This is a genomic window from Aeromonas sp. 25-248 (assembly GCF_053005425.1).
This window is the reverse complement of sequence record NZ_JBRKTB010000005.1, coordinates 135,911-153,230: the sequence shown is the minus strand read 5'-3', so window position 1 is coordinate 153,230 and position 17,320 is coordinate 135,911. Positions and strand designations below refer to the sequence as shown.

Genomic DNA, 17,320 nt, shown 5'->3' with positions numbered 1-17,320 from the left:
ATCCCGTCCAGGTCGCATCTCGGACTATGACCGACACGCACATCTGGTATAGTGGGGCCCGCTTTTTTTCAACTTGGGTACATCCCATCCAGGCACCAGGAATTTCAAGATGTCCAAATTTGCCCGCTCCGTTATTCTGGCCTCCCTGTTAAGCGCCACCGCTCAGGCCAACCAGCCTGTTCCGACCCCGGATTCGGCCCTGCCGAGTGCCCAGCCGGTCCCCACTTTGAACAGCGCCCCCATGGTGGTGCCTGCCGCGCCCGAGATCTCCGCCAAGGCCCATATTCTGATCGACTACTTCTCCGGACAGGTGCTGGCCGAGCAGAACGCCGACGAGCGTCTGCCCCCCGCCAGCCTGACCAAGATGATGACCTCCTACATCGTCGGCGACGAGCTGCACAAGGGGAACATCAAGGGCACCGACATGGTGACCATCAGCCAGAACGCCTGGTCCAAGAACTACTCCGACTCCTCCAAGATGTTCATCGAGGTGGGCAAGCAGGTCTCCGTCGATGATCTCAACAAGGGCATCATCATCCAGTCCGGCAACGACGCCTGCGTCGCCATGGCCGAGCACCTGGCGGGCAGCACCGACTCCTTCGCCAGCCTGATGAACGCCTGGGCCGCCAAGCTCGGCATGAAGGACTCCCAGTTCAAGAACCCCCACGGCCTGGATGAAGAGGGCCACTACAGTACCGCCCGCGACATGGCCCGCCTGGGTCAGGCTCTGATCCACGATCAGCCGGAGGAGTACAAGATCTACTCCCAGAAGTCCTTCGTGTTCAACGGCATCACCCAGCACAACCGCAACCGCCTGCTGTGGGACCAATCCCTGCAGGTTGACGGCATCAAGACAGGCCACGTCAGCCAGGTCGGCTACAACTTGGTCTCTTCCGCCACCAACAACGAAGGCATGCGCCTGATCGCCGTGGTCATGGGGGCCAACAGCGAGGCTTCCCGCGCCGCCGAGAGCAAGAAGCTGCTCACCTACGGCTTCCGCTTCTTCCAGAGCCTGACCCCCTACAAGGCGGGCACCGAACTGGTCACCCAGAAGATCTGGATGGGCGACAAGTCTGAAGTGAAGCTGGGGGTCGACAAGGACGTCTCCGTGCTGGTCACCCGTGGCCAGGGCAACAACCTCAAGGCGGACTTCCAGCTGGAAAGCGAGCTGAAGGCGCCCCTGGCCAAGGGCCAGCGCGTCGGTACCGTGTACCTCAAGCAAGGGGACAAGGAGATCAAGCAGGTTCCCCTGGTTGCCCTGGAAGAGGTGCAGGAAGGTGGCCTGATGAGCCGCCTGTGGGATTACCTGGTGATGCTGGTCTCCAGCTGGTTCAAGTAACAGACCCTTCCTCAAGCAGCGGCGCCAACAGGCGCCGCTGCTGTCTTTTGCGGTCTGTCCAGTCAATAACCCTGTAATCTGCAGGTTCCGCCGACTGACGATTTGTGGTAAAAAGCAGCATTTCCACGTCTTGCCGCACCGCCGGGTCTTGATCCCGAGGCGGCTCATGCCCATATAGACTGGGAACTGTCCCCTGGGGGCAGATGATGGGACCGTTTCGGCGGCCTTCAAAGACGTAAAGATGACGTCGCTTCCCGGCGACCCAGAAAGGTGAAGTAGATGAATACCAAGTTTGATGAACTGCTGGAGTTCCCCTGCAAGTTCCCGTTCAAGGTGCTTGGCGTGGCCGATCCCGCCCTGCCCGACATGGTGGTGGAAGTGCTGCAGCAACATGCTCCCGGCACCTACAGCCCGACCGTTCAACCGAGCTCCAAGGGCAACTATCACTCGGTACGGGTGACGGTCACCGCCCAGAGCAAGGAACACATCGAGGCCATGTATACCGCCCTTGGCAAGATCGAGCTGGTTCGTTACGTCCTGTAAGTTGCCTCTCTCGCCCCGCCACCGGGGCGACTGATTATTTGCCGCCCGGTCGCAGCGGCGACCGTACCGACACCGCGCCGCCAGTGAGGAAAGATGTCACTCGAAACGCCCGCCGAGCCACAACCGTCAGCCGGCCAACTGCTCGTCAGACAGCTGGGCCGTCGCCCCTACCAGCCGGTGTGGGACGCCATGAAGGCGTTCACCGACAATCGCACCCCCGACACCCCGGACGAGTTCTGGGTGGTGGAGCATGACCCCGTCTACACCCAGGGCCAGGCCGGCAAGGCCGAACACCTGCTCGCCCCGGGCAACATCCCGGTGGTGCAGAGTGATCGCGGCGGCCAGGTGACCTATCACGGCCCGGGCCAGCTGGTGCTCTACGTTCTGGTGGATGTGCGCCGCAGCAAGCTCTCTGTACGGGAGCTGGTGACCTGCCTCGAAACCGCCATCATCAACACGCTCGCCAAAAGCAATATCGAGGCCTACGCCAAGGCCGATGCCCCGGGCGTCTACGTGAAGAGCGATCTGGGTATGGAAGCCAAACTGGCGTCCCTGGGTTTGCGCATTCGCAAGGGGTGCTCGTTCCACGGGTTGGCCCTCAACGTCAACATGGACATGACTCCCTTCCTGCGCATCAATCCGTGCGGCTATGCGGGCATGGCCATGACCCAGACCAGCACCCTGGGAGGCCCGCAGAGCGTCGCCGAGGCACAGTCCCTGCTGGTGACGGAGCTGGCCCGCCTGATTGGCTACCAAGAGATCACGAATACCGAAGAGGCGGCATGAGCAACCCCATGCCCCGTGGTCACGAGGGAGCCGCAAGGCCCCTGGTGACCGTCAACCAGACAATAACAAACACCGAGAGTGAATCATGAGCAAACCCGTTCGTATGGAGCCGGGCGTCAAGCTGCGCGATGGCGACAAGATGGCCCTGATCCCGGTGAAATTCATGCCGGATCCCAACGAGGAAGTGCTGCGCAAGCCGGAGTGGATGCGGATCAAGCTGCCGCCGTCGAGCCAGAAGATCGAGCACATCAAGAGCACCCTGCGCAAAAACAAGCTGCACTCTGTGTGTGAAGAGGCTTCCTGCCCCAACCTGGCGGAGTGCTTCAACCACGGCACCGCGACCTTCATGATCATGGGCGCCATCTGTACCCGCCGCTGCCCCTTCTGCGACGTGGCCCACGGCCGTCCGTTGCCGCTGGATCCGGAGGAGCCGAAGAAGCTGGCACTCACCATCAAGGAGATGAACCTCAAGTACGTGGTGATCACCTCGGTGGACCGCGACGATCTGCGGGACGGCGGTGCCCAGCACTTCGCCGACTGCATCCGCGAGATCCGCGAGCACAGCCCCCAGACCCGTATCGAGATCCTGACCCCGGACTTCCGTGGCCGGATGGAGCAGGCGCTGGAGGTGTTCCGCGAGACCCCGCCTGACGTCTTCAACCACAACCTGGAAACCGCCCCGCGCATGTACCGGGTTGCCCGTCCGGGCGCCGACTACAAGTGGTCCCTGGAGCTGCTGCGCCGCATCAAGGAGATGCACCCCCACGTGCCGACCAAGTCCGGTCTGATGATGGGCCTTGGCGAGACCAACGAGGAGATCGTCGAGGTGCTCAAGGATCTGCGCGAGCACGGCGTCAACATGCTGACCCTGGGCCAGTACCTGCAACCGAGCCGCCACCACCTGCCGGTGAAGCGTTATGTGCCGCCCGCAGAGTTCGACGAACTCAAGGATGTGGCCATGGATCTCGGCTTCAGCCACGCCGCTTGCGGTCCCTTCGTGCGTTCCTCCTACCACGCAGACCTGCAAGCCAAGGGGGAAGAGGTCAAATAAGCCTCTTTTCCTGCTGGCAGAAAAAAGAGCGCCTCTGGGCGCTCTTTTTTTATCGCCGTCACCTCGCAGGCAGCGGTTGTCCCTTTGTGATTGGCGCCGTTCTGGCGTAACGTGGCCACTCCCCTTCTCTGGAGTGCTGTGCCGGATGCCGACTCTCACCGTTCGCCTGATCCCCCTGCGTGACGCAGACTTTCCCGCCTATCGCGACTACTTCATCGAGGATTACGCCCAGGATCTTGCCAGCAACCACGGGATGGCGCAGCCTGACGCCCACCGTCAGGCCGACGCCTCGTTGCAGCAGCTCCTGCCACTGGGTGTCGCCACCCCGGGTCATCACCTGCTCGCCATGGTACCTGAAGCCTCGAACGCGCCGGGCGAGCCTCTGGGCTATCTCTGGCACGCCATCGACGCCGACGCCAGCACCACCTTCATCTACGACTTCTATGTGACACCGCCCCATCGTGGTCGCGGCCTCGGCAAGGCAGCCATGGCCGCCCTGGAAGCGCAGCTCGCCCCCCTAGGCATCCGCCAGATCAAGCTGAGGGTGGCCCATGACAACCCGAGGGCACTGGCGCTCTATCAGGCGCTGGGCTTTACCATCACGGGCTACAACATGGCAAAGCGTCTGGATTGAGCACCTTCATTGGGCCACCACCCGGCCCATGGCTCAGAGCGAGATGCCGGAAAAAGACATGAAGCCGAGGGACATCAGCCCGGCCACGATGAAGGTAATGCCGATCCCCCGCAGCCCCTCGGGCACATCCGAATACTTCATCTTCTGGCGCAACCCCGCAATGGCGACGATGGCCAGCAGCCAGCCCAGCCCTGAGCCCGCCCCGTAGACCACGGATTCGATGAAGTCGTAATCCCGCTGGGCCATGAACATCACCCCGCCGAAGATGGCGCAGTGCACCGTCAGCAGCGGCAGATAGATACCGAGCGCGTGATGGAGCGCCGGGAAATGTTTGTCGAGCACCATCTCCATCACCTGCACCAGCGCCGCCAGCACCCCGATGTAGACGATGAAATCGAGAAAGCCCAGATCAAACTCCCCGAGGAAGGTACTCTCGGGACGCAGGATATGGCGGTAGATCAGGTTGTTGAGGGGGATGGCGATCACCATGACCACCAGCACCGTCATGCCCAAACCGAAGGCCGTGTTGATGTTTTTCGAGACGGCCAGGAAGGTGCACATGCCAAGGAAGAAGGCCAGCGCCAGGTTTTCCACAAAGATCGACTGGATGAAGAGATTGACGTAATAGTCCATGAATGAGTTCACCACTTGGTTGCAATAAGAGCATGTCCGCGCCCGGCCAACGGCCAGTCGCGAAGATGACGTTTACAGAGAGAGCTGGCGCAGCACCCGGTAATGACCACGGCAGCCGCCAGACTGCCGAGCAGCCCGGTCAGCGGTACTCAATGACGGGGATCAAACGGGCGGGCGCCCGGCTGGTGAACCTAGTCGCCCTGGCAGAAGCGATATTGCAGGTGGTGGCAGCGAAGCAGCCGTGTGTGCAGAGCGCCGAAGTAGTCGGGCCGCTGCCTGAGGTAGATGAGGGGCAGGAAAAACAGCAGGCCGCAGAGCAGGCCGAGGATATCGTGCTGGAACCAGGCCAGCAGCACCTCATAGAGCTCGGCTTGAGCGGCCCCTTCCAACCGTCGACCCTGCTCGAAGCTGAGCCGCCACTGGCCGCCCGGCGGCAGGCTGACGCTGTTGACAAGCCCAGGATCGGCCGGCTCATGCAACTGCATCGAGGCGTCCTGGCCGACCGCGGCCTGACGTACGGCTGCACCGACCTCTGCCGCGGCGAAGGCGGCAAGCCACAGAAGGCAGGCGATGGCGAGCGCCATCGGCCAGGTAGAGCGTCGGCCAGAGGGTGACAAGCGGGGAGTCCCTTCTTTAAAAGAGAATTCAGCTAGGCCGAATATATCACAATTCATCTTTTTATTGAATTTTAAACCCTGCAAACACCCACGAATTGATACTAAAAACCCTCTTTATAAATAAAGAGGGCAATTAAAAACCACAATGAGCGCAAGGAGCCCTCTCTTTTCCCTCACGGTGACCCTCACTCCTGCACAAAGGCCTGGTGGTAGCGCACTTCACCACTGGGCATGGCAGCGCCGAACGAGCGGGTCATGAAGTACTCGGGCGGCACGCCGGGCAGCGTCAACCCCGGCTCGGGCACGAAACCGAAACGGCCGTAGAAACCGGGCTCCCCCAGCACCACGCAGCCGGCCGCACTCATCCCCCTGAGCTCGGCCAGACCCGCCTCCATCAGCCGTGACCCCAGCCCCTTGCCGTGCAGCGCAGGGGAGACCGAAATGGGACCAAGACCATACCAGTGCGGGCTGCCATCACTGATGGTCACCGGCGAGAAGCAGAGGTGGCCGACCACTTGCCCCTCCAGCTCCGCCACCAGCGACAGGCTGAGTGCCCCGGCCTGGCGCAAGGCGCGCACGATCAGCTGCTCGTTGTGATCGGTATGGGGGGCATTGAGGAACGCGGCCACGGTCAGCGCTTCAATGGCGTCGTGATCGGCGCCTGTTTCGGGCCGAATGATGATGCTCATAAGGTTTTCTCCGTTTGTTATCTTGCAATGGATGGCCTGATCAGACTGCCTGCAGGCAGCAGATCACATAGCCGTAGCTGCCCAGGTGTTGGCGGTGGATGGCCACTTCCCGGCTCAAGTCCTGCCAGGCGGGGCTATCCCCTAGCTCGGCACTGTGGCGCGCCAGATTGCGCTCGATGGGATCCAGGTAGTTGTGCCAGGCCCTTTGCGGCAACGGGGTGTGCCACAGGCAGCGATAACCCGCCTCCTTCACCGTTTTGAGCAGGCCCGCCAGGGTCTGCATGGCGGGATAATCCCGCTGCCAGAACGCCAGCGCCTCCTCTGGGGCGTGTCCGTCAGCCACACCAAGTCGCTCAGCACCAGGCAGGCAGCAGGGCCGGCAAGGTGTGCCCGCCAGGCTTTGAGCGCATTGGCCACCCCTATGGTGTAGGCGCTCCCCTCGGCCCAGATGAGATCGGCGGGGGCCAGGTCTGCCGGCAGCGCCGCCATGTTGGCGCACAGAGTAGTGACCTGACTCAGCCCCGCCGCACTGGCCGATCTCGCCACGGCGGCCAGCGCCTCCTCGTCCAGATCGATGGCTACGATGGGGGCGTCCGTCACCTGTGCCAGCGCCAGGGTGGCGGCGCCGCGCCCACAGCCCATGTCGAGGATCCGGCGAGGCTGGCTGGGCAGCGCGGCAAATTGCTGCTGGGTGAAGAGGCTATCGCCCGGCCCCCAATAGCTCATGCCATCCAGCAGCAGCTTGAAATCCCGGATGTAACGTTCATGTTCATTCATGTCTTTGCTGAGCCACTGCAGGTGGTAACGCGCTTTTTCACTGAATCCCTGCTTCATCACCCAGGCAAAGTAAGCCTGCGGGGCTTGATGCTGCAGTTGCTGCTGCCAGACCTTGAACTCGTCGCCGGAGTGCGCACGCAAACCGGCGAGATCCGCCAGCAGATCCCGGGCGCGTTGCATCCGCGCCAGCTCTTCATCCAGCTCCCTGACCCGGGCTTCCAGTGTCGCCTGCTCCAGCTCGCCCGCCAGACAGGCGAGGCACTGCTTGAGGCTGAGCCCGCCGGCCTGCAGGGCCTGTACCATCCGCAGCCGCTGCAGATCGTCATCGTCGTAGTGGCGATAGCCGTTGGCGCCCCTCGTGCCCGCAATCACCCCCAGCTTCTCGTAATAGAGCAGGGTGGAGCGGGCCAGGCCGCAGCGCCGGGCCAGTTCGGATATTTTCATGACAACCACTCGCTGAGGGGTCCGTGACCCGATGAAGGGAAGCTTAAACTGTGAAGCAATAGACGGGTCAACGACAACATCCGGGTTCACACCATAAAAAAACGGCCACCCTGAGGTGGCCGTCATCGACAGCAAGAGAGACTCGCGGGATCAGAGGCCGGCGGCTTCCAGATGCTCCACCAGCAGCTGCACGCTGCGGTTGCCACGCCACTCGTTGACGTCGAGCCGGTAGACCAGCCGCACCCGCTTCACCGAGGCATCGGGCCAGCGCTGCAAGTCGACGCCAAAGGCGATGGCATCCACCGCGTGGCCGGAATCCGTGGTCAGCATCATCTTGAGGTGCTTCTCCCCCACCAGCCGCTGCTGCACCAGCACGAATTCCCCGTCAAACAGCGGCTCGGGGAAGGCCTGACCCCAGGGGCCGGAGGCGCGGATCAGCTCCGCCAGCTCGAGGGTGAGCTCGTCCGGCAGCAGTTCGCCGTCGGTGAGCAGCACCCCGGTCAAGAGCTCAGGGGTCACCAGCTCGCCGATGACCGCCTCAAAAGCCCGGCCGAAGGCCTCGATATTGGCCTTGGGCAGGGTCAACCCGGCCGCCATGGCGTGGCCGCCAAACTTGCCCATCAAGCCGGGGTGGCGGGTATCGAGCAGTTCCAGCGCATCGCGCAGGTGCACCCCCGGGATGGAGCGCCCGGAGCCCTTGAGCTCGGTCTCGCTGCTCTCGGCAAAGGCGATGACCGGGCGGTAGTACTTCTCCTTCACCTTGGAGGCCACCAGCCCTACCACCCCCTGATGCCACTCGTTTCGGTGCAGCACGATGCCGGAGGGCACCTCGCCGTCACGAAAACGGATCTGCTCCAAAGTGGCGAGCGCCTCCTGCTGCATCCCCTGCTCGATCTCCTTGCGCTCCTGGTTGAGGCTGTCCATTTCGGAAGCGAGCTGGCGCGCCAGGTTGATGTCCTCGCTCAGCAGGCAGGCGACCCCGAGGGACATGTCATCGAGCCGGCCCACCGCGTTGAGGCGCGGCCCCAGCGCAAAGCCGAGATCGGCGGCGCACAGGCGACGCCCGTCGCGGCCCGACACGTCCACCAACGCCTGGATGCCGGGGCGACAACGGCCGGCCCGGATCCGCTGCAAACCCTGATGAACCAGGATGCGGTTGTTGCCATCGAGCGCCACCACGTCGGCCACAGTGCCGAGGGCCACCAGATCCAGGTAATCTGCCACGTTGGGGGCGCGCAGCCCCTGGCGCTCATACCAGCCGCTCTGGCGCAGATGGGTGTTGAGGGCCGCCATCAGATAGAAGGCGACCCCGACCCCGGCCAGGGACTTGGAGGGGAAGTCGCAGCCATGCTGGTTGGGGTTCACTATCGCGTCGGCGTCAGGCAGCTCCTGACCCGGCAAATGGTGATCGGTAACCAGTACCTGCATGCCGGCCGCCTTGGCCGCCGCCACCCCGGCGATGCTGGAGATGCCGTTGTCCACCGTGATCAGGAACTCGGCGCCGCGGGCCACCGCCAGCTCGACGATCTCCGGGGTGAGGCCATAGCCGAACTCGAAGCGGTTGGGCACCAGAAAATCGATGTGACGACCACCCATGGCGCGCAAGGCCAGCACGCACAGGGCCGAGCTGGTGGCGCCGTCGCAGTCGAAGTCACCGACGATGAGAATGCGTCTTTGCGCCGTCAGCGCCTCGGCCAGCAGCGGCACCGCCTGCGCCATGCCGAACAGACGCTGGGGCGGCAGCAGCTGGTTGGCGCTGCGCTCCAGCAGGGCAGGGTCTTCTACCCCGCGGCTGGCGAAGATCTGGCGAAGCAGCGGGTGCAGGGTGGCGGGCAGATGGGAATCATCAACTCGCGGACGACGACGGATTTGCAGGGGCATTGATGTGATCCAGTATCTTGAGCAGTTGTTCAGGGCTCTGATAACCGCGCACCAGGTCGCCATTGGGCAGGACCCAGCTCGGTGACGCCTTGATCCCGAGCCATTGGCTCAGGCCGATATGATGGGCAAGGATCGCATTACAGCCGCTCTCAGGCAAACGATCGCTGAAGTTGAGTTCGCGCAGCAGCCCGGGATCGCACCAACTAGCCTGATCCGAGGCGGCGACAGGTGCAGGCAGCAGTTGCACGCTCACGCCCCTCGCCTGCAAGCGGGGCAACTCCTCCAGCGCGATGCGGCAAGGACCGCAGGCGAGATCGGTAAACAGGGTGAGGCGGTGGCGTTCAGGGGTGGCCTTGAGCCAGAGCCGGGCCTCCCCTATCTGGGAGAGCGCCAGCCTGCGTTGCTGCTGCTGGCTGAGCCGGGTGAGGTTTCTCATGTCGTGGGCCAGATCCAGCATGGAGCCCTGCAGCACATAGTCTCCCCTGGCATCGCTGTAGAGCAGTCCCTGGGCCGTGCCCAGCAGATAGAGGCCCGGCATGGGGGTCTCGTCCACCAGGTAGACCTGCACACCGAGGCGCTGCTCTATGGTCTGTTTCAACACATGGGGGTCCATCCCCGCGCTGGCCGCAAAAGCGCACAGCAGCATCATTCCCAGCAGTAAATATCGCATTAGCTCATTCACTTGGCATGATTGAAGGGCCTCATAAGGTAACCCAGACAATTCCCTCTCCCAAAGACCTTAATTAGTGATCGATTAATAACGTCCGCAAGAAAAAATCACGGGATGACAGGTTGCCAATCGGGCTTGAGCCCCGCAAGCTAATCAGGACGACGGGAGACATCTTTAGTCATCCCTCTGTTTTGCTGATGTTTTATTATTCAAATCGACGTGCGCTCAGGTGGCATGTCGTCCATTTCTAGGGGGAAAAATGAGTCTGATTCAAGAGTTCAAGGCCTTTGCATCCAGGGGCAATGTGATCGACATGGCGGTCGGTATCATCATAGGTGCCGCCTTTGGCAAGATTGTCTCCTCCTTCGTGGGAGACGTGATCATGCCCCCCATCGGGCTGATCCTGGGGGGCGTGGATTTCAGCGATCTCGCCGTGACCCTGAAGGCCGCCGAAGGGGATGCCCCTGCCGTGGTCATCGCCTACGGCAAGTTCATCCAGACCTGTATCGACTTCCTGATCATCTCCTTCGCCATCTTCATGGGGCTCAAGGCCATCAACACCCTGAAGAAGAAGCAGGAAGAGGAAGCCGCCGCCCCGGCCGGCCCCACCAAGGATCAGGAGCTGCTGACCGAGATCCGCGACTTGCTGAAATCCCAGCAGGGGAAATAACCGTTTCCTCCCTGTCGTGTGCTGAAAAAAACCGCCTTCGGGCGGTTTTTTGTTGCAAGGCCGGTGAGGCGATCAGGCTCTGGGGTGGTGCTGGCCGTGCAGAGCCTTGAGCCGCTCGTTGGCCACGTGGGTATAGATCTGGGTGGTGGAGAGATCCGCGTGGCCCAGCAGCATCTGCACCACTCGCAGATCGGCGCCGTGATTGAGCAGGTGGGTGGCGAAGGCGTGACGCAGGGTGTGGGGGGAGAGTTCCCCCCTGATGCCGGCTCTCAGGGCATAGAGCTTGATGCGGTGCCAGAAGGTCTGGCGGGTCATCATCCGGGCCCGCTTGGAGGGGAACACCACGTCCGAGCTGGTGCCACCCAGCAGCAGGGGGCGCCCCTCCCGGTAGTAGCGCTCCAGCCAGTGCACCGCCTCCTCCCCCATGGGGACCAGGCGCTCCTTGTTGCCCTTGCCCACCACCCGCACCAGCCCCTGGCGCAGGCTGACGTGTTCGGCGGTCAGCCCCACCAGCTCGGACACCCGCAGCCCGGTGGCGTAGAGCAGCTCGAGCATTGCCTTGTCCCGCAGCTCCAGCGGATCGTCCACCAGGGGGGCTTGCAGCAGCGCCTCCACCTCGGCTTCGCTCAGATCCGATGGCAGCTTTTTGGGGAGCTTTGGCCCCTCCAGCAGCACGGTGGGATCGTCGCTGCGCAGCTTCTCGCGATTGAGGTACTGGTAGAAGCGGCGCAGGGCCGAGAGGAAACGGGCCGTGCTGCTGGCCGCGAACTGGTGGTCCACCCGCCAGGCGAGGTAGTGCTGGATGTCGTCCAGCCCCGCCAGCAGCAGGGAACCGCCTTGCTCATCGAGCCAGAGGGCAAATTTTTCCAGGTCGGTGCGATAGGAGCTGACCGTGTTGTCGGAGAGCCCCCGCTCCAGCCAGAGGGCGTCGAGAAACGGCTCGATCAGGGGATGGGATTCTGCTTTGCTCATGGTGGGCCGCGCTCAGGGAAACAGGTCGCCATTGTAACGTGCCGACCCACCCGGGCCGCAAGGCAAGGCTGCACATCCCCTCAGGCGGTGAAGAGCCCGGCGCAATCTGCTAGACTGGCGCCCTCCCCCCGGGCGCCGCTGTGCCGGTCACGCCCCTTGCCGACTGCGATCAAGAGAAGAGCGATGAAGATAGGTTTGTTTTATGGCTCCACCACCTGCTACACCGAGATGGCCGCCGAGAAGATCCGCGCCCTCATCGGCCCCGAGCTGGTCGATCTCCACAACATCAAGGATGTGCCCCTCGCCCGCATGCAGGAGTACGACATCCTGATCCTGGGCATCTCCACCTGGGACTTCGGCGAGCTGCAGGAGGACTGGGAATCCCGCTGGGAAGACATCGCCGACCTGCATCTGGAGGGACGCATCATCGCCCTGTTTGGCATGGGCGATCAGCTGGGCTATGGGGAGTGGTATCAGGATGCCCTCGGCCTGCTGCACGATCAGCTGGTCCCCAAGGGAGTCAAGCTGGTGGGCTACTGGCCCAACGAGGGGTACGAGTTTGACGCCTCCAAGGCGCTCATCGACGATGGCCGTCACTTCGTCGGGCTGGCCCTCGATGACGCCAACCAGTACGACCAGACCGAATCCCGTATCGAGCAGTGGGTCGACCAGATCCTGAGCGAGATCCACGAACTGCTCTGACCTTGATCGCCTGGATGTTCGACGACGCCAGCCAATGGACGACCAGACCGACCCCGTATCGAGCAGTGGGTCGACCAGATCCTGAGCGAGATCCACGAACTGCTCTGATCCTGGCCGCCTGGATGTTCAACGACGCCGGCCAATGGGCGACCAGATCGACCCCGTATCGAACAGTGGGTCGACCAGATCCTGAGCGAGATCCACGAACTGCTCTGACCCTGATCGCCTGGATGTTCGACGACGCCAGCCAATGGACGACCAGACCGACCCCGTATCGAGCAGTTGGTCGACCTCATATCAAGCGAACGCCATGAGCGGCGCCAACCTCCCCTGTCGGTAGCCTGCGCTCGGGCTGCCGGGCGCATAAATCGCACCGATTTTCTCGTTCGGTATCATCGCCTGACGCTATAGCGACTTTTTGCTTCTGGTCTGCAACAATGAGGTCGACACCCCATAACAACACAACGCCGGGTGTCGGAAGCAAACGGACAGACCAGAAAAGGATATTCTATGACTTCATTCTCCCTGTTGGCCCCCGCCATCGCCCGCGACGTGCTCGATCACGCGCTGGCACTCGGGGCCGACTTCGCCGAGCTGTTTGTGGAGCGCAAGCGCCGCAGCCAGCTCAGCCTGCTCTCCAGCCAGATAGAGAACATCAGCGGTGGTCTCGACTTCGGTATCGGCGTTCGCCTGTGCTACGGCCACAAGGTGCTCTACGGCTACACCAATCTGGCCGATCGCAACGAGCTCTTGCGCATCGTTACCCTGCTGGCGGCCAAGGACAGGCGTGACCCCGTGGTCACCGCCACCGCCTTTGACTTCACCCGCCTGACCGACCGCAACCCCATAGCCCTGCCGCTGTCGGCCGACAAGCTGCTGGAACAGAAGATCGCCTACCTGCATGCCATGGACGCTGCGGCCCGCGCCGAGAGCGACAAGGTGAGCCAGTTCTCGGGCAACGTGCTCGGCTGGGAGCAGGAGGTGGAGATCTTCAACAGCGAAGGGGTGCAGGTGAGCGATCGCCGCCACTACAACCGCATCATGGCCCAGACCATCGCCCTGGACGGGGGCGAGCAGAGCGTAGGTTATGAAGCCCCCGGTGCCATGAAGGGATGGGAGCATGCCGAGAGCATCGATCCCCGCGAGCTGGCTCTCACCGCCACCCGCCAGGCACTGGTGAAGCTGGGTGCCGCCCCCTGCCCGAGCGGCAAGCTGCCGGTCATCATGGAGAGCGGCTTTGGCGGCGTCATCTTCCACGAGGCGTGCGGTCACCTGCTGGAGACCACCTCGGTGGCCAAGAAGGCCTCCGTGTTCCACGACAAGATGGGCCAGCTCATCGCCAATCCGGCGGTCAGTGCGGTGGACGAGGGCTTGCAGGGCAACGCCTGGGGCTCCATCAACGTCGATGACGAGGGGATGGCGACCCAGCACACCCAGCTCATCAAGGACGGCGTGCTGACCGGCTTCCTGGTGGACAGAATGGGGGCCCTTCGCACCGGCTACGCCCGCACCGGTTCCGGGCGCCGGGAATCCTACAAGTTCGCCCCCGCCTCCCGCATGCGCAACACCTATATCGAACCGGGCAACTACAGCCTCGACGACATGCTGGCAACCGTGGAGCACGGCATCTATGCCAAGCGGATGGGGGGTGGCTCTGTGCAGCCAGGTACCGGCGAGTTCAACTTCAACGTGCAGGAGGCCTACCTCATCGAGGGGGGCAGGATCACCCGGCCCCTCAAGTCGGCCACCCTGATCGGCACCGGCCCGCAGGTATTGAAGGAGATCTCCATGGTGGGGCGCGATCTGGCCCTCTCCGCCGGCATGTGCGGCTCGGTCTCCGGATCCATTCCCGCCTCGGTCGGCCAGCCGCCGCTCAAGGTTGACAGCATTCTGGTCGGAGGGAACGCCTGATGAACATCCATGACACTCTGTGCGGTTCCATCTTCCGCCTCATTCGCGTTTCAGTCGGCCAGCCGCCGCTCAAGGTTGACAATATCCTGGTCGGAGGGAACGCCTGATGAGCCAACTCGACATGAACCAACTGCTTGTCCGTCTGCTGGACCAGGTCGCCGATCTGGGTGCCGAGGCAGACGTCATCGCCAATCAGGAGAAGGCCTTCTCCCTCAAGGCCGACAAGGGCGAACTCAGTGAATACAAGGTCACCAGCAGCCAGCAGATCGGCATTCGCCTCATCAAGGAAGGCCGGGTCGGCATCGCCTATTCCGAGTCCCTCGACGCGTCGGCCCTGGACGCCATGGTGCAGGATGCGCTCGATGCGAGCCGCTTCGCCAAGGTTGACCCGGATCAGCGCATCACAGTGCAGCAGAGCAGGCTCATCACCGACTGCGCCGAGATACATCAGGCCGACACCACGGCGGTGGAAGAGAAGATCGCCCTGACCCTGCGCCTCGAGTCCGACATGCTGGCCCTGCCGGACGTGACCGGCGCCCCCTACAACGGCTTCTTCGAGGGGGAGAGCCGCCTCTGGCTTGCCAACAGCCAGGGCAGCCTCTGCGAACATCAGGAATTCAGCGTCGGCTGCCACAGCTCCGCTCTCATCGAGCGAGAGGGCCGCCAGTCCATGCACTACCAGGGACAGTACGCACGGCGCTTCGACGAGTTGGAGAGCCAGCCTCTCATCCGCCAGATCCACGCCGTGGCCGATGGCCTGCTGATGGGGGAGGCGGTGCCGAGCGGTCGCTACAGCGTCATCTTCAGCACCCCCTGCTTTGCCAGCCTGTTTGGCTGCTTCCAGTCCGCCCTGTCTGGCAAGTGGGCCCAGCAGGGGATCAACCCCTGGCGCGACAAGCTGGGCCAAAGCGTGGCGTCTCGCTGGCTCACCCTGGAGAGCCGTGCCTATATGCCGGGGGGCATGAAGATCAAGGCGTTTGACGGCGAAGGAGCCGCCACCTCGGATCTCCTGCTCATCGGCGAGGGGGAGCTCAAGACCCTGCTGCACAACAGCGCCACCGCCCGCCACTTCGGCGTGACGAGCAACGGTGCAGCCGCCCGCAGTGCCCGCAGTGCCCTGGACGTGGCCCCTCGTCACCTGGTGTTCGGGCTCGGCCCCCACGGCGAGGCCGAGGTACAAAGCGGTGAGTACCTGGAGCTGGTCAAGCTGGACGGCCTGCACTCCGGGGCCGATGCGGTGAGCGGCGACTTCTCGTTCGGCGCCTCCGGCTTCCTCTGCCGCAATGGCGAGCGCGTGGCGCCGGTACGCGGCATCACGGTGGCGGGCAACTTCTATCGTCTGCTCGGGGAACTGGAAGCGGTCGGCAACCAGCTGCACCACGACGATGGCAAGGACTTCTATGCCCCGCTGATCCGCTTTGGCGGGCTCAGCATTGCCGGCAAATAAGAAGGGGAGCCTTACTCGGCTCCTCCCCCTTCAAGCGGCGCTATCAGGCGCCGCTTTTTTTATCCATGGCGCCCCCCGACAGCCACTTCTAACCTCAAAGAGCCACCGACCGCGTTGGCCGGGAACTCTGGAGGATACGACGATGGACAACACCCTGGTCTGGGCCGATATTCCGACACGGGATCTGGATCGCGCCATGGACTTCTACTCGGCCCTGCTCGATGTGCAGGTCACCCCCATCCAGGAAGAGACCATGCGCTTTGCCATGCTGCGCCACGACGGCAGCAACGCGGCGGCCTGTCTCGGCCCCATGGACAAATATCACCAGCCCGGCGGCGCCGGTCCCCTCATCTATCTCTCCCTCGGTGACAGGCTGCAGGAGGCGGAGCTGCTGGTCCCACGGCTCGGCGGGCGGGTGCTGGAGCCTCTGCACAGCATCGGCAGTGGTCATGGGTCCAGGGTCATCATCGAGGATACCGAAGGCAACTGGCTGGCCCTCTATGCCCCACCAGCCAGCTGACGTCCGGATACGCACAAACAACAACGGCGACCTGATGGTCGCCGTTGTTGTTTAACTGCACTTGCCGGCCATTACGCCTCTGGATTGAGGCGGGTCGGGATGCCGGTACGCTGTTCCAGCACCTGCTTGACCACGTTGGAATCGCTGTCAGCGTGGGCGATGAAGCGGGTGGTAGCCGGGGTCATGGGCAGCGGCACGGAGGCGGTGGAGTTGAACTCTTCCTCGGTGCGCGACAGCGGCTCGTGCACTTCCATGTAGCGACCGCCATCCGGCTCGACCGTGGTCTTGACCGGCTGGTTGACGAACTGGACGCGGGTGCCGACCGGCACGTGATCGAACAGGTACTTGATGTCGTCGGCGCGCAGGCGCACGCAGCCGCTGCTCACCCGCAGACCGATGCCGAAGGTGGCGTTGGTGCCGTGGATGGCGTACAGGTTGCCGATGTAGAGCGCATGCAGGCCCATGGGGTTGTCCGGGCCGGCCGGCCAGACCGCGGGCAGGGTCTTGCCCTGGGCGGCGTAGCGGCGACGGATATTCTCGGTCGGGGTCCAGGTCGGGTTGGCACGCTTGCGCTCAACCTTGGTGATCCAGTTCTCAGGGGTGTTGACCCCGAGCTGGCCGATGCCGATGGGCAGCACATGCACCACGTTCTTGCCCTTCGGGTAGTAGTAGAGACGCATCTCCGCCACGTTGATGACGATCCCTTCGCGGGGAGCGTTGGGCAGGATCAGCTGATGGGGAATGATCAGCGTGCTGCCCGCCTTGGGCAGGTAGGGGTCGACGCCCGGGTTGGCTTCCATGATGTTGGTCAGACCCAGCTGGAAGTCGGAGGCGATCTGCTCCAGCGGACGGTTGTCTGCGGGCACCACGTATTCCTGGTTCTCACCGATCAGGCGGCTGTTGGCTGCAGGCAGCTGGTATTCAACGGCGGCGGCCTGCTGGCTGACCAGCGCCAGCGTACATAAAAGAGCCGAAGCGGCAATGCGAAGGGGATTCATAAAATTCCTGTATGGTTTCCTGTTCCTGTGGGCCTT

At 63.2% G+C, this 17,320-nt stretch carries 18 protein-coding genes and 1 pseudogene; 11 read left to right on the top strand and 8 right to left on the bottom strand.

The window, feature by feature from the left end; genetic code table 11:
* The first annotated feature begins 109 nt into the window (after nt 1-109).
* The 5 genes from ACVDHI_RS09970 to ACVDHI_RS09950 all read left to right on the top strand — a co-directional run bounded on the left by ACVDHI_RS09970 (nt 110) and on the right by ACVDHI_RS09950 (nt 4,353).
* Nucleotides 110-1,339 carry a D-alanyl-D-alanine carboxypeptidase family protein gene (locus ACVDHI_RS09970; RefSeq protein ID WP_039041110.1) on the top strand — a complete coding sequence of 410 codons (1,230 nt, stop codon included), beginning with the start codon at nt 110-112 and terminating at the stop codon, nt 1,337-1,339.
* 279 nt (nt 1,340-1,618) lie between these two features.
* Entirely contained in the window at nt 1,619-1,882 is a 264-nt protein-coding gene (gene ybeD / locus ACVDHI_RS09965; RefSeq protein ID WP_010673756.1) for a DUF493 family protein YbeD, read from the top strand.
* A 93-nt stretch (nt 1,883-1,975) separates the two neighbouring features.
* Nucleotides 1,976-2,668, top strand: a complete 693-nt coding sequence (gene lipB, locus ACVDHI_RS09960) for a lipoyl(octanoyl) transferase LipB (protein ID WP_041215660.1) — start codon at nt 1,976-1,978, stop codon at nt 2,666-2,668.
* An 85-nt stretch (nt 2,669-2,753) separates the two neighbouring features.
* Complete coding sequence (lipA, locus tag ACVDHI_RS09955) at nt 2,754-3,719, top strand: lipoyl synthase (protein WP_039041111.1); 966 nt, start codon at nt 2,754-2,756, stop codon at nt 3,717-3,719.
* 145 nt (nt 3,720-3,864) lie between these two features.
* Nucleotides 3,865-4,353: a GNAT family N-acetyltransferase gene (locus ACVDHI_RS09950; RefSeq protein WP_447212040.1), complete on the top strand. Its 489-nt coding sequence runs from the start codon at nt 3,865-3,867 to the stop codon at nt 4,351-4,353.
* Between the two features lie 33 nt (nt 4,354-4,386).
* On the opposite strand, the gene nqrE is transcribed toward ACVDHI_RS09950, so the two are convergent.
* The 6 genes and pseudogenes from nqrE to ACVDHI_RS09920 form a co-directional block, all read right to left on the bottom strand.
* Entirely contained in the window at nt 4,387-4,986 is a 600-nt protein-coding gene (gene nqrE, locus ACVDHI_RS09945; RefSeq protein ID WP_010673752.1) for an NADH:ubiquinone reductase (Na(+)-transporting) subunit E, read from the bottom strand.
* A 191-nt stretch (nt 4,987-5,177) separates the two neighbouring features.
* On the bottom strand, nt 5,178-5,603 hold the full coding sequence (locus tag ACVDHI_RS09940) for a hypothetical protein (RefSeq protein WP_447212039.1): 426 nt from the start codon (nt 5,601-5,603) through the stop codon (nt 5,178-5,180).
* A gap of 185 nt (nt 5,604-5,788) precedes the next feature.
* Nucleotides 5,789-6,292 (bottom strand): GNAT family N-acetyltransferase, encoded by a 504-nt coding sequence (locus ACVDHI_RS09935; RefSeq protein ID WP_324063131.1) that lies wholly within the window; start codon nt 6,290-6,292, stop codon nt 5,789-5,791.
* Between the two features lie 40 nt (nt 6,293-6,332).
* A pseudogene (locus ACVDHI_RS09930) lies at nt 6,333-7,513 on the bottom strand (MerR family transcriptional regulator).
* Nucleotides 7,514-7,663: 150 nt separating this feature from the next.
* Nucleotides 7,664-9,394 (bottom strand): single-stranded-DNA-specific exonuclease RecJ, encoded by a 1,731-nt coding sequence (gene recJ / locus ACVDHI_RS09925; RefSeq protein WP_324063125.1) that lies wholly within the window; start codon nt 9,392-9,394, stop codon nt 7,664-7,666.
* Nucleotides 9,360-10,064 carry a disulfide isomerase DsbC N-terminal domain-containing protein gene (locus tag ACVDHI_RS09920; RefSeq protein WP_039041117.1) on the bottom strand — a complete coding sequence of 235 codons (705 nt, stop codon included), beginning with the start codon at nt 10,062-10,064 and terminating at the stop codon, nt 9,360-9,362. Before ACVDHI_RS09920 ends, recJ begins: the two co-directional genes overlap by 35 nt.
* A 259-nt stretch (nt 10,065-10,323) precedes the next feature.
* Here ACVDHI_RS09920 and mscL point away from each other — a divergent pair, with 259 nt between their 5' ends.
* Complete coding sequence (gene mscL, locus ACVDHI_RS09915) at nt 10,324-10,734, top strand: large-conductance mechanosensitive channel protein MscL (protein ID WP_010673746.1); 411 nt, start codon at nt 10,324-10,326, stop codon at nt 10,732-10,734.
* 72 nt (nt 10,735-10,806) lie between these two features.
* On the opposite strand, the gene xerD is transcribed toward mscL, so the two are convergent.
* Nucleotides 10,807-11,706, bottom strand: a complete 900-nt coding sequence (gene xerD, locus ACVDHI_RS09910) for a site-specific tyrosine recombinase XerD (protein ID WP_279986646.1) — start codon at nt 11,704-11,706, stop codon at nt 10,807-10,809.
* A gap of 183 nt (nt 11,707-11,889) precedes the next feature.
* On the opposite strand from xerD, the gene fldB reads away from it, so the two are divergent.
* The 5 genes from fldB to ACVDHI_RS09885 all read left to right on the top strand — a co-directional run bounded on the left by fldB (nt 11,890) and on the right by ACVDHI_RS09885 (nt 16,286).
* On the top strand, nt 11,890-12,408 hold the full coding sequence (gene fldB / locus ACVDHI_RS09905) for a flavodoxin FldB (protein WP_041212516.1): 519 nt from the start codon (nt 11,890-11,892) through the stop codon (nt 12,406-12,408).
* A gap of 510 nt (nt 12,409-12,918) precedes the next feature.
* Nucleotides 12,919-14,319 (top strand): TldD/PmbA family protein, encoded by a 1,401-nt coding sequence (locus ACVDHI_RS09900; protein ID WP_045525639.1) that lies wholly within the window; start codon nt 12,919-12,921, stop codon nt 14,317-14,319.
* A complete protein-coding gene (locus ACVDHI_RS09895; protein WP_324022249.1) occupies nt 14,319-14,426 on the top strand; it encodes a TldD protein in 108 nt (35 codons plus the stop codon). The genes ACVDHI_RS09900 and ACVDHI_RS09895 overlap by 1 nt, the downstream gene beginning before the upstream one ends.
* Nucleotides 14,426-15,766 carry a TldD/PmbA family protein gene (locus tag ACVDHI_RS09890; protein ID WP_447212038.1) on the top strand — a complete coding sequence of 447 codons (1,341 nt, stop codon included), beginning with the start codon at nt 14,426-14,428 and terminating at the stop codon, nt 15,764-15,766. The genes ACVDHI_RS09895 and ACVDHI_RS09890 overlap by 1 nt, the downstream gene beginning before the upstream one ends.
* 142 nt (nt 15,767-15,908) lie before the next feature.
* Nucleotides 15,909-16,286, top strand: coding sequence for a VOC family protein (locus tag ACVDHI_RS09885; protein WP_010673739.1), 378 nt, complete (start codon nt 15,909-15,911; stop codon nt 16,284-16,286).
* Between the two features lie 71 nt (nt 16,287-16,357).
* Here the strand turns inward: ACVDHI_RS09885 and ACVDHI_RS09880 are convergent, their stop codons facing one another.
* On the bottom strand, nt 16,358-17,284 hold the full coding sequence (locus tag ACVDHI_RS09880) for a L,D-transpeptidase family protein (protein WP_041212511.1): 927 nt from the start codon (nt 17,282-17,284) through the stop codon (nt 16,358-16,360).
* Nucleotides 17,285-17,320: the final 36 nt, after the last annotated feature.

Coding starts and splice junctions, on each gene's coding strand:
- ACVDHI_RS09970 (WP_039041110.1), top strand. CDS start 110: ATGTCCAAATTTGCCCGCTCCGTTATTCTGGCCTCCCTGTTAAGCGCC.
- ybeD (WP_010673756.1), top strand. CDS start 1,619: ATGAATACCAAGTTTGATGAACTGCTGGAGTTCCCCTGCAAGTTCCCG.
- lipB (WP_041215660.1), top strand. CDS start 1,976: ATGTCACTCGAAACGCCCGCCGAGCCACAACCGTCAGCCGGCCAACTG.
- lipA (WP_039041111.1), top strand. CDS start 2,754: ATGAGCAAACCCGTTCGTATGGAGCCGGGCGTCAAGCTGCGCGATGGC.
- ACVDHI_RS09950 (WP_447212040.1), top strand. CDS start 3,865: ATGCCGACTCTCACCGTTCGCCTGATCCCCCTGCGTGACGCAGACTTT.
- nqrE (WP_010673752.1), bottom strand. CDS start 4,986: ATGGACTATTACGTCAATCTCTTCATCCAGTCGATCTTTGTGGAAAAC.
- ACVDHI_RS09935 (WP_324063131.1), bottom strand. CDS start 6,292: ATGAGCATCATCATTCGGCCCGAAACAGGCGCCGATCACGACGCCATT.
- recJ (WP_324063125.1), bottom strand. CDS start 9,394: ATGCCCCTGCAAATCCGTCGTCGTCCGCGAGTTGATGATTCCCATCTG.
- ACVDHI_RS09920 (WP_039041117.1), bottom strand. CDS start 10,064: ATGCGATATTTACTGCTGGGAATGATGCTGCTGTGCGCTTTTGCGGCC.
- mscL (WP_010673746.1), top strand. CDS start 10,324: ATGAGTCTGATTCAAGAGTTCAAGGCCTTTGCATCCAGGGGCAATGTG.
- xerD (WP_279986646.1), bottom strand. CDS start 11,706: ATGAGCAAAGCAGAATCCCATCCCCTGATCGAGCCGTTTCTCGACGCC.
- fldB (WP_041212516.1), top strand. CDS start 11,890: ATGAAGATAGGTTTGTTTTATGGCTCCACCACCTGCTACACCGAGATG.
- ACVDHI_RS09900 (WP_045525639.1), top strand. CDS start 12,919: ATGACTTCATTCTCCCTGTTGGCCCCCGCCATCGCCCGCGACGTGCTC.
- ACVDHI_RS09895 (WP_324022249.1), top strand. CDS start 14,319: ATGAACATCCATGACACTCTGTGCGGTTCCATCTTCCGCCTCATTCGC.
- ACVDHI_RS09890 (WP_447212038.1), top strand. CDS start 14,426: ATGAGCCAACTCGACATGAACCAACTGCTTGTCCGTCTGCTGGACCAG.
- ACVDHI_RS09885 (WP_010673739.1), top strand. CDS start 15,909: ATGGACAACACCCTGGTCTGGGCCGATATTCCGACACGGGATCTGGAT.
- ACVDHI_RS09880 (WP_041212511.1), bottom strand. CDS start 17,284: ATGAATCCCCTTCGCATTGCCGCTTCGGCTCTTTTATGTACGCTGGCG.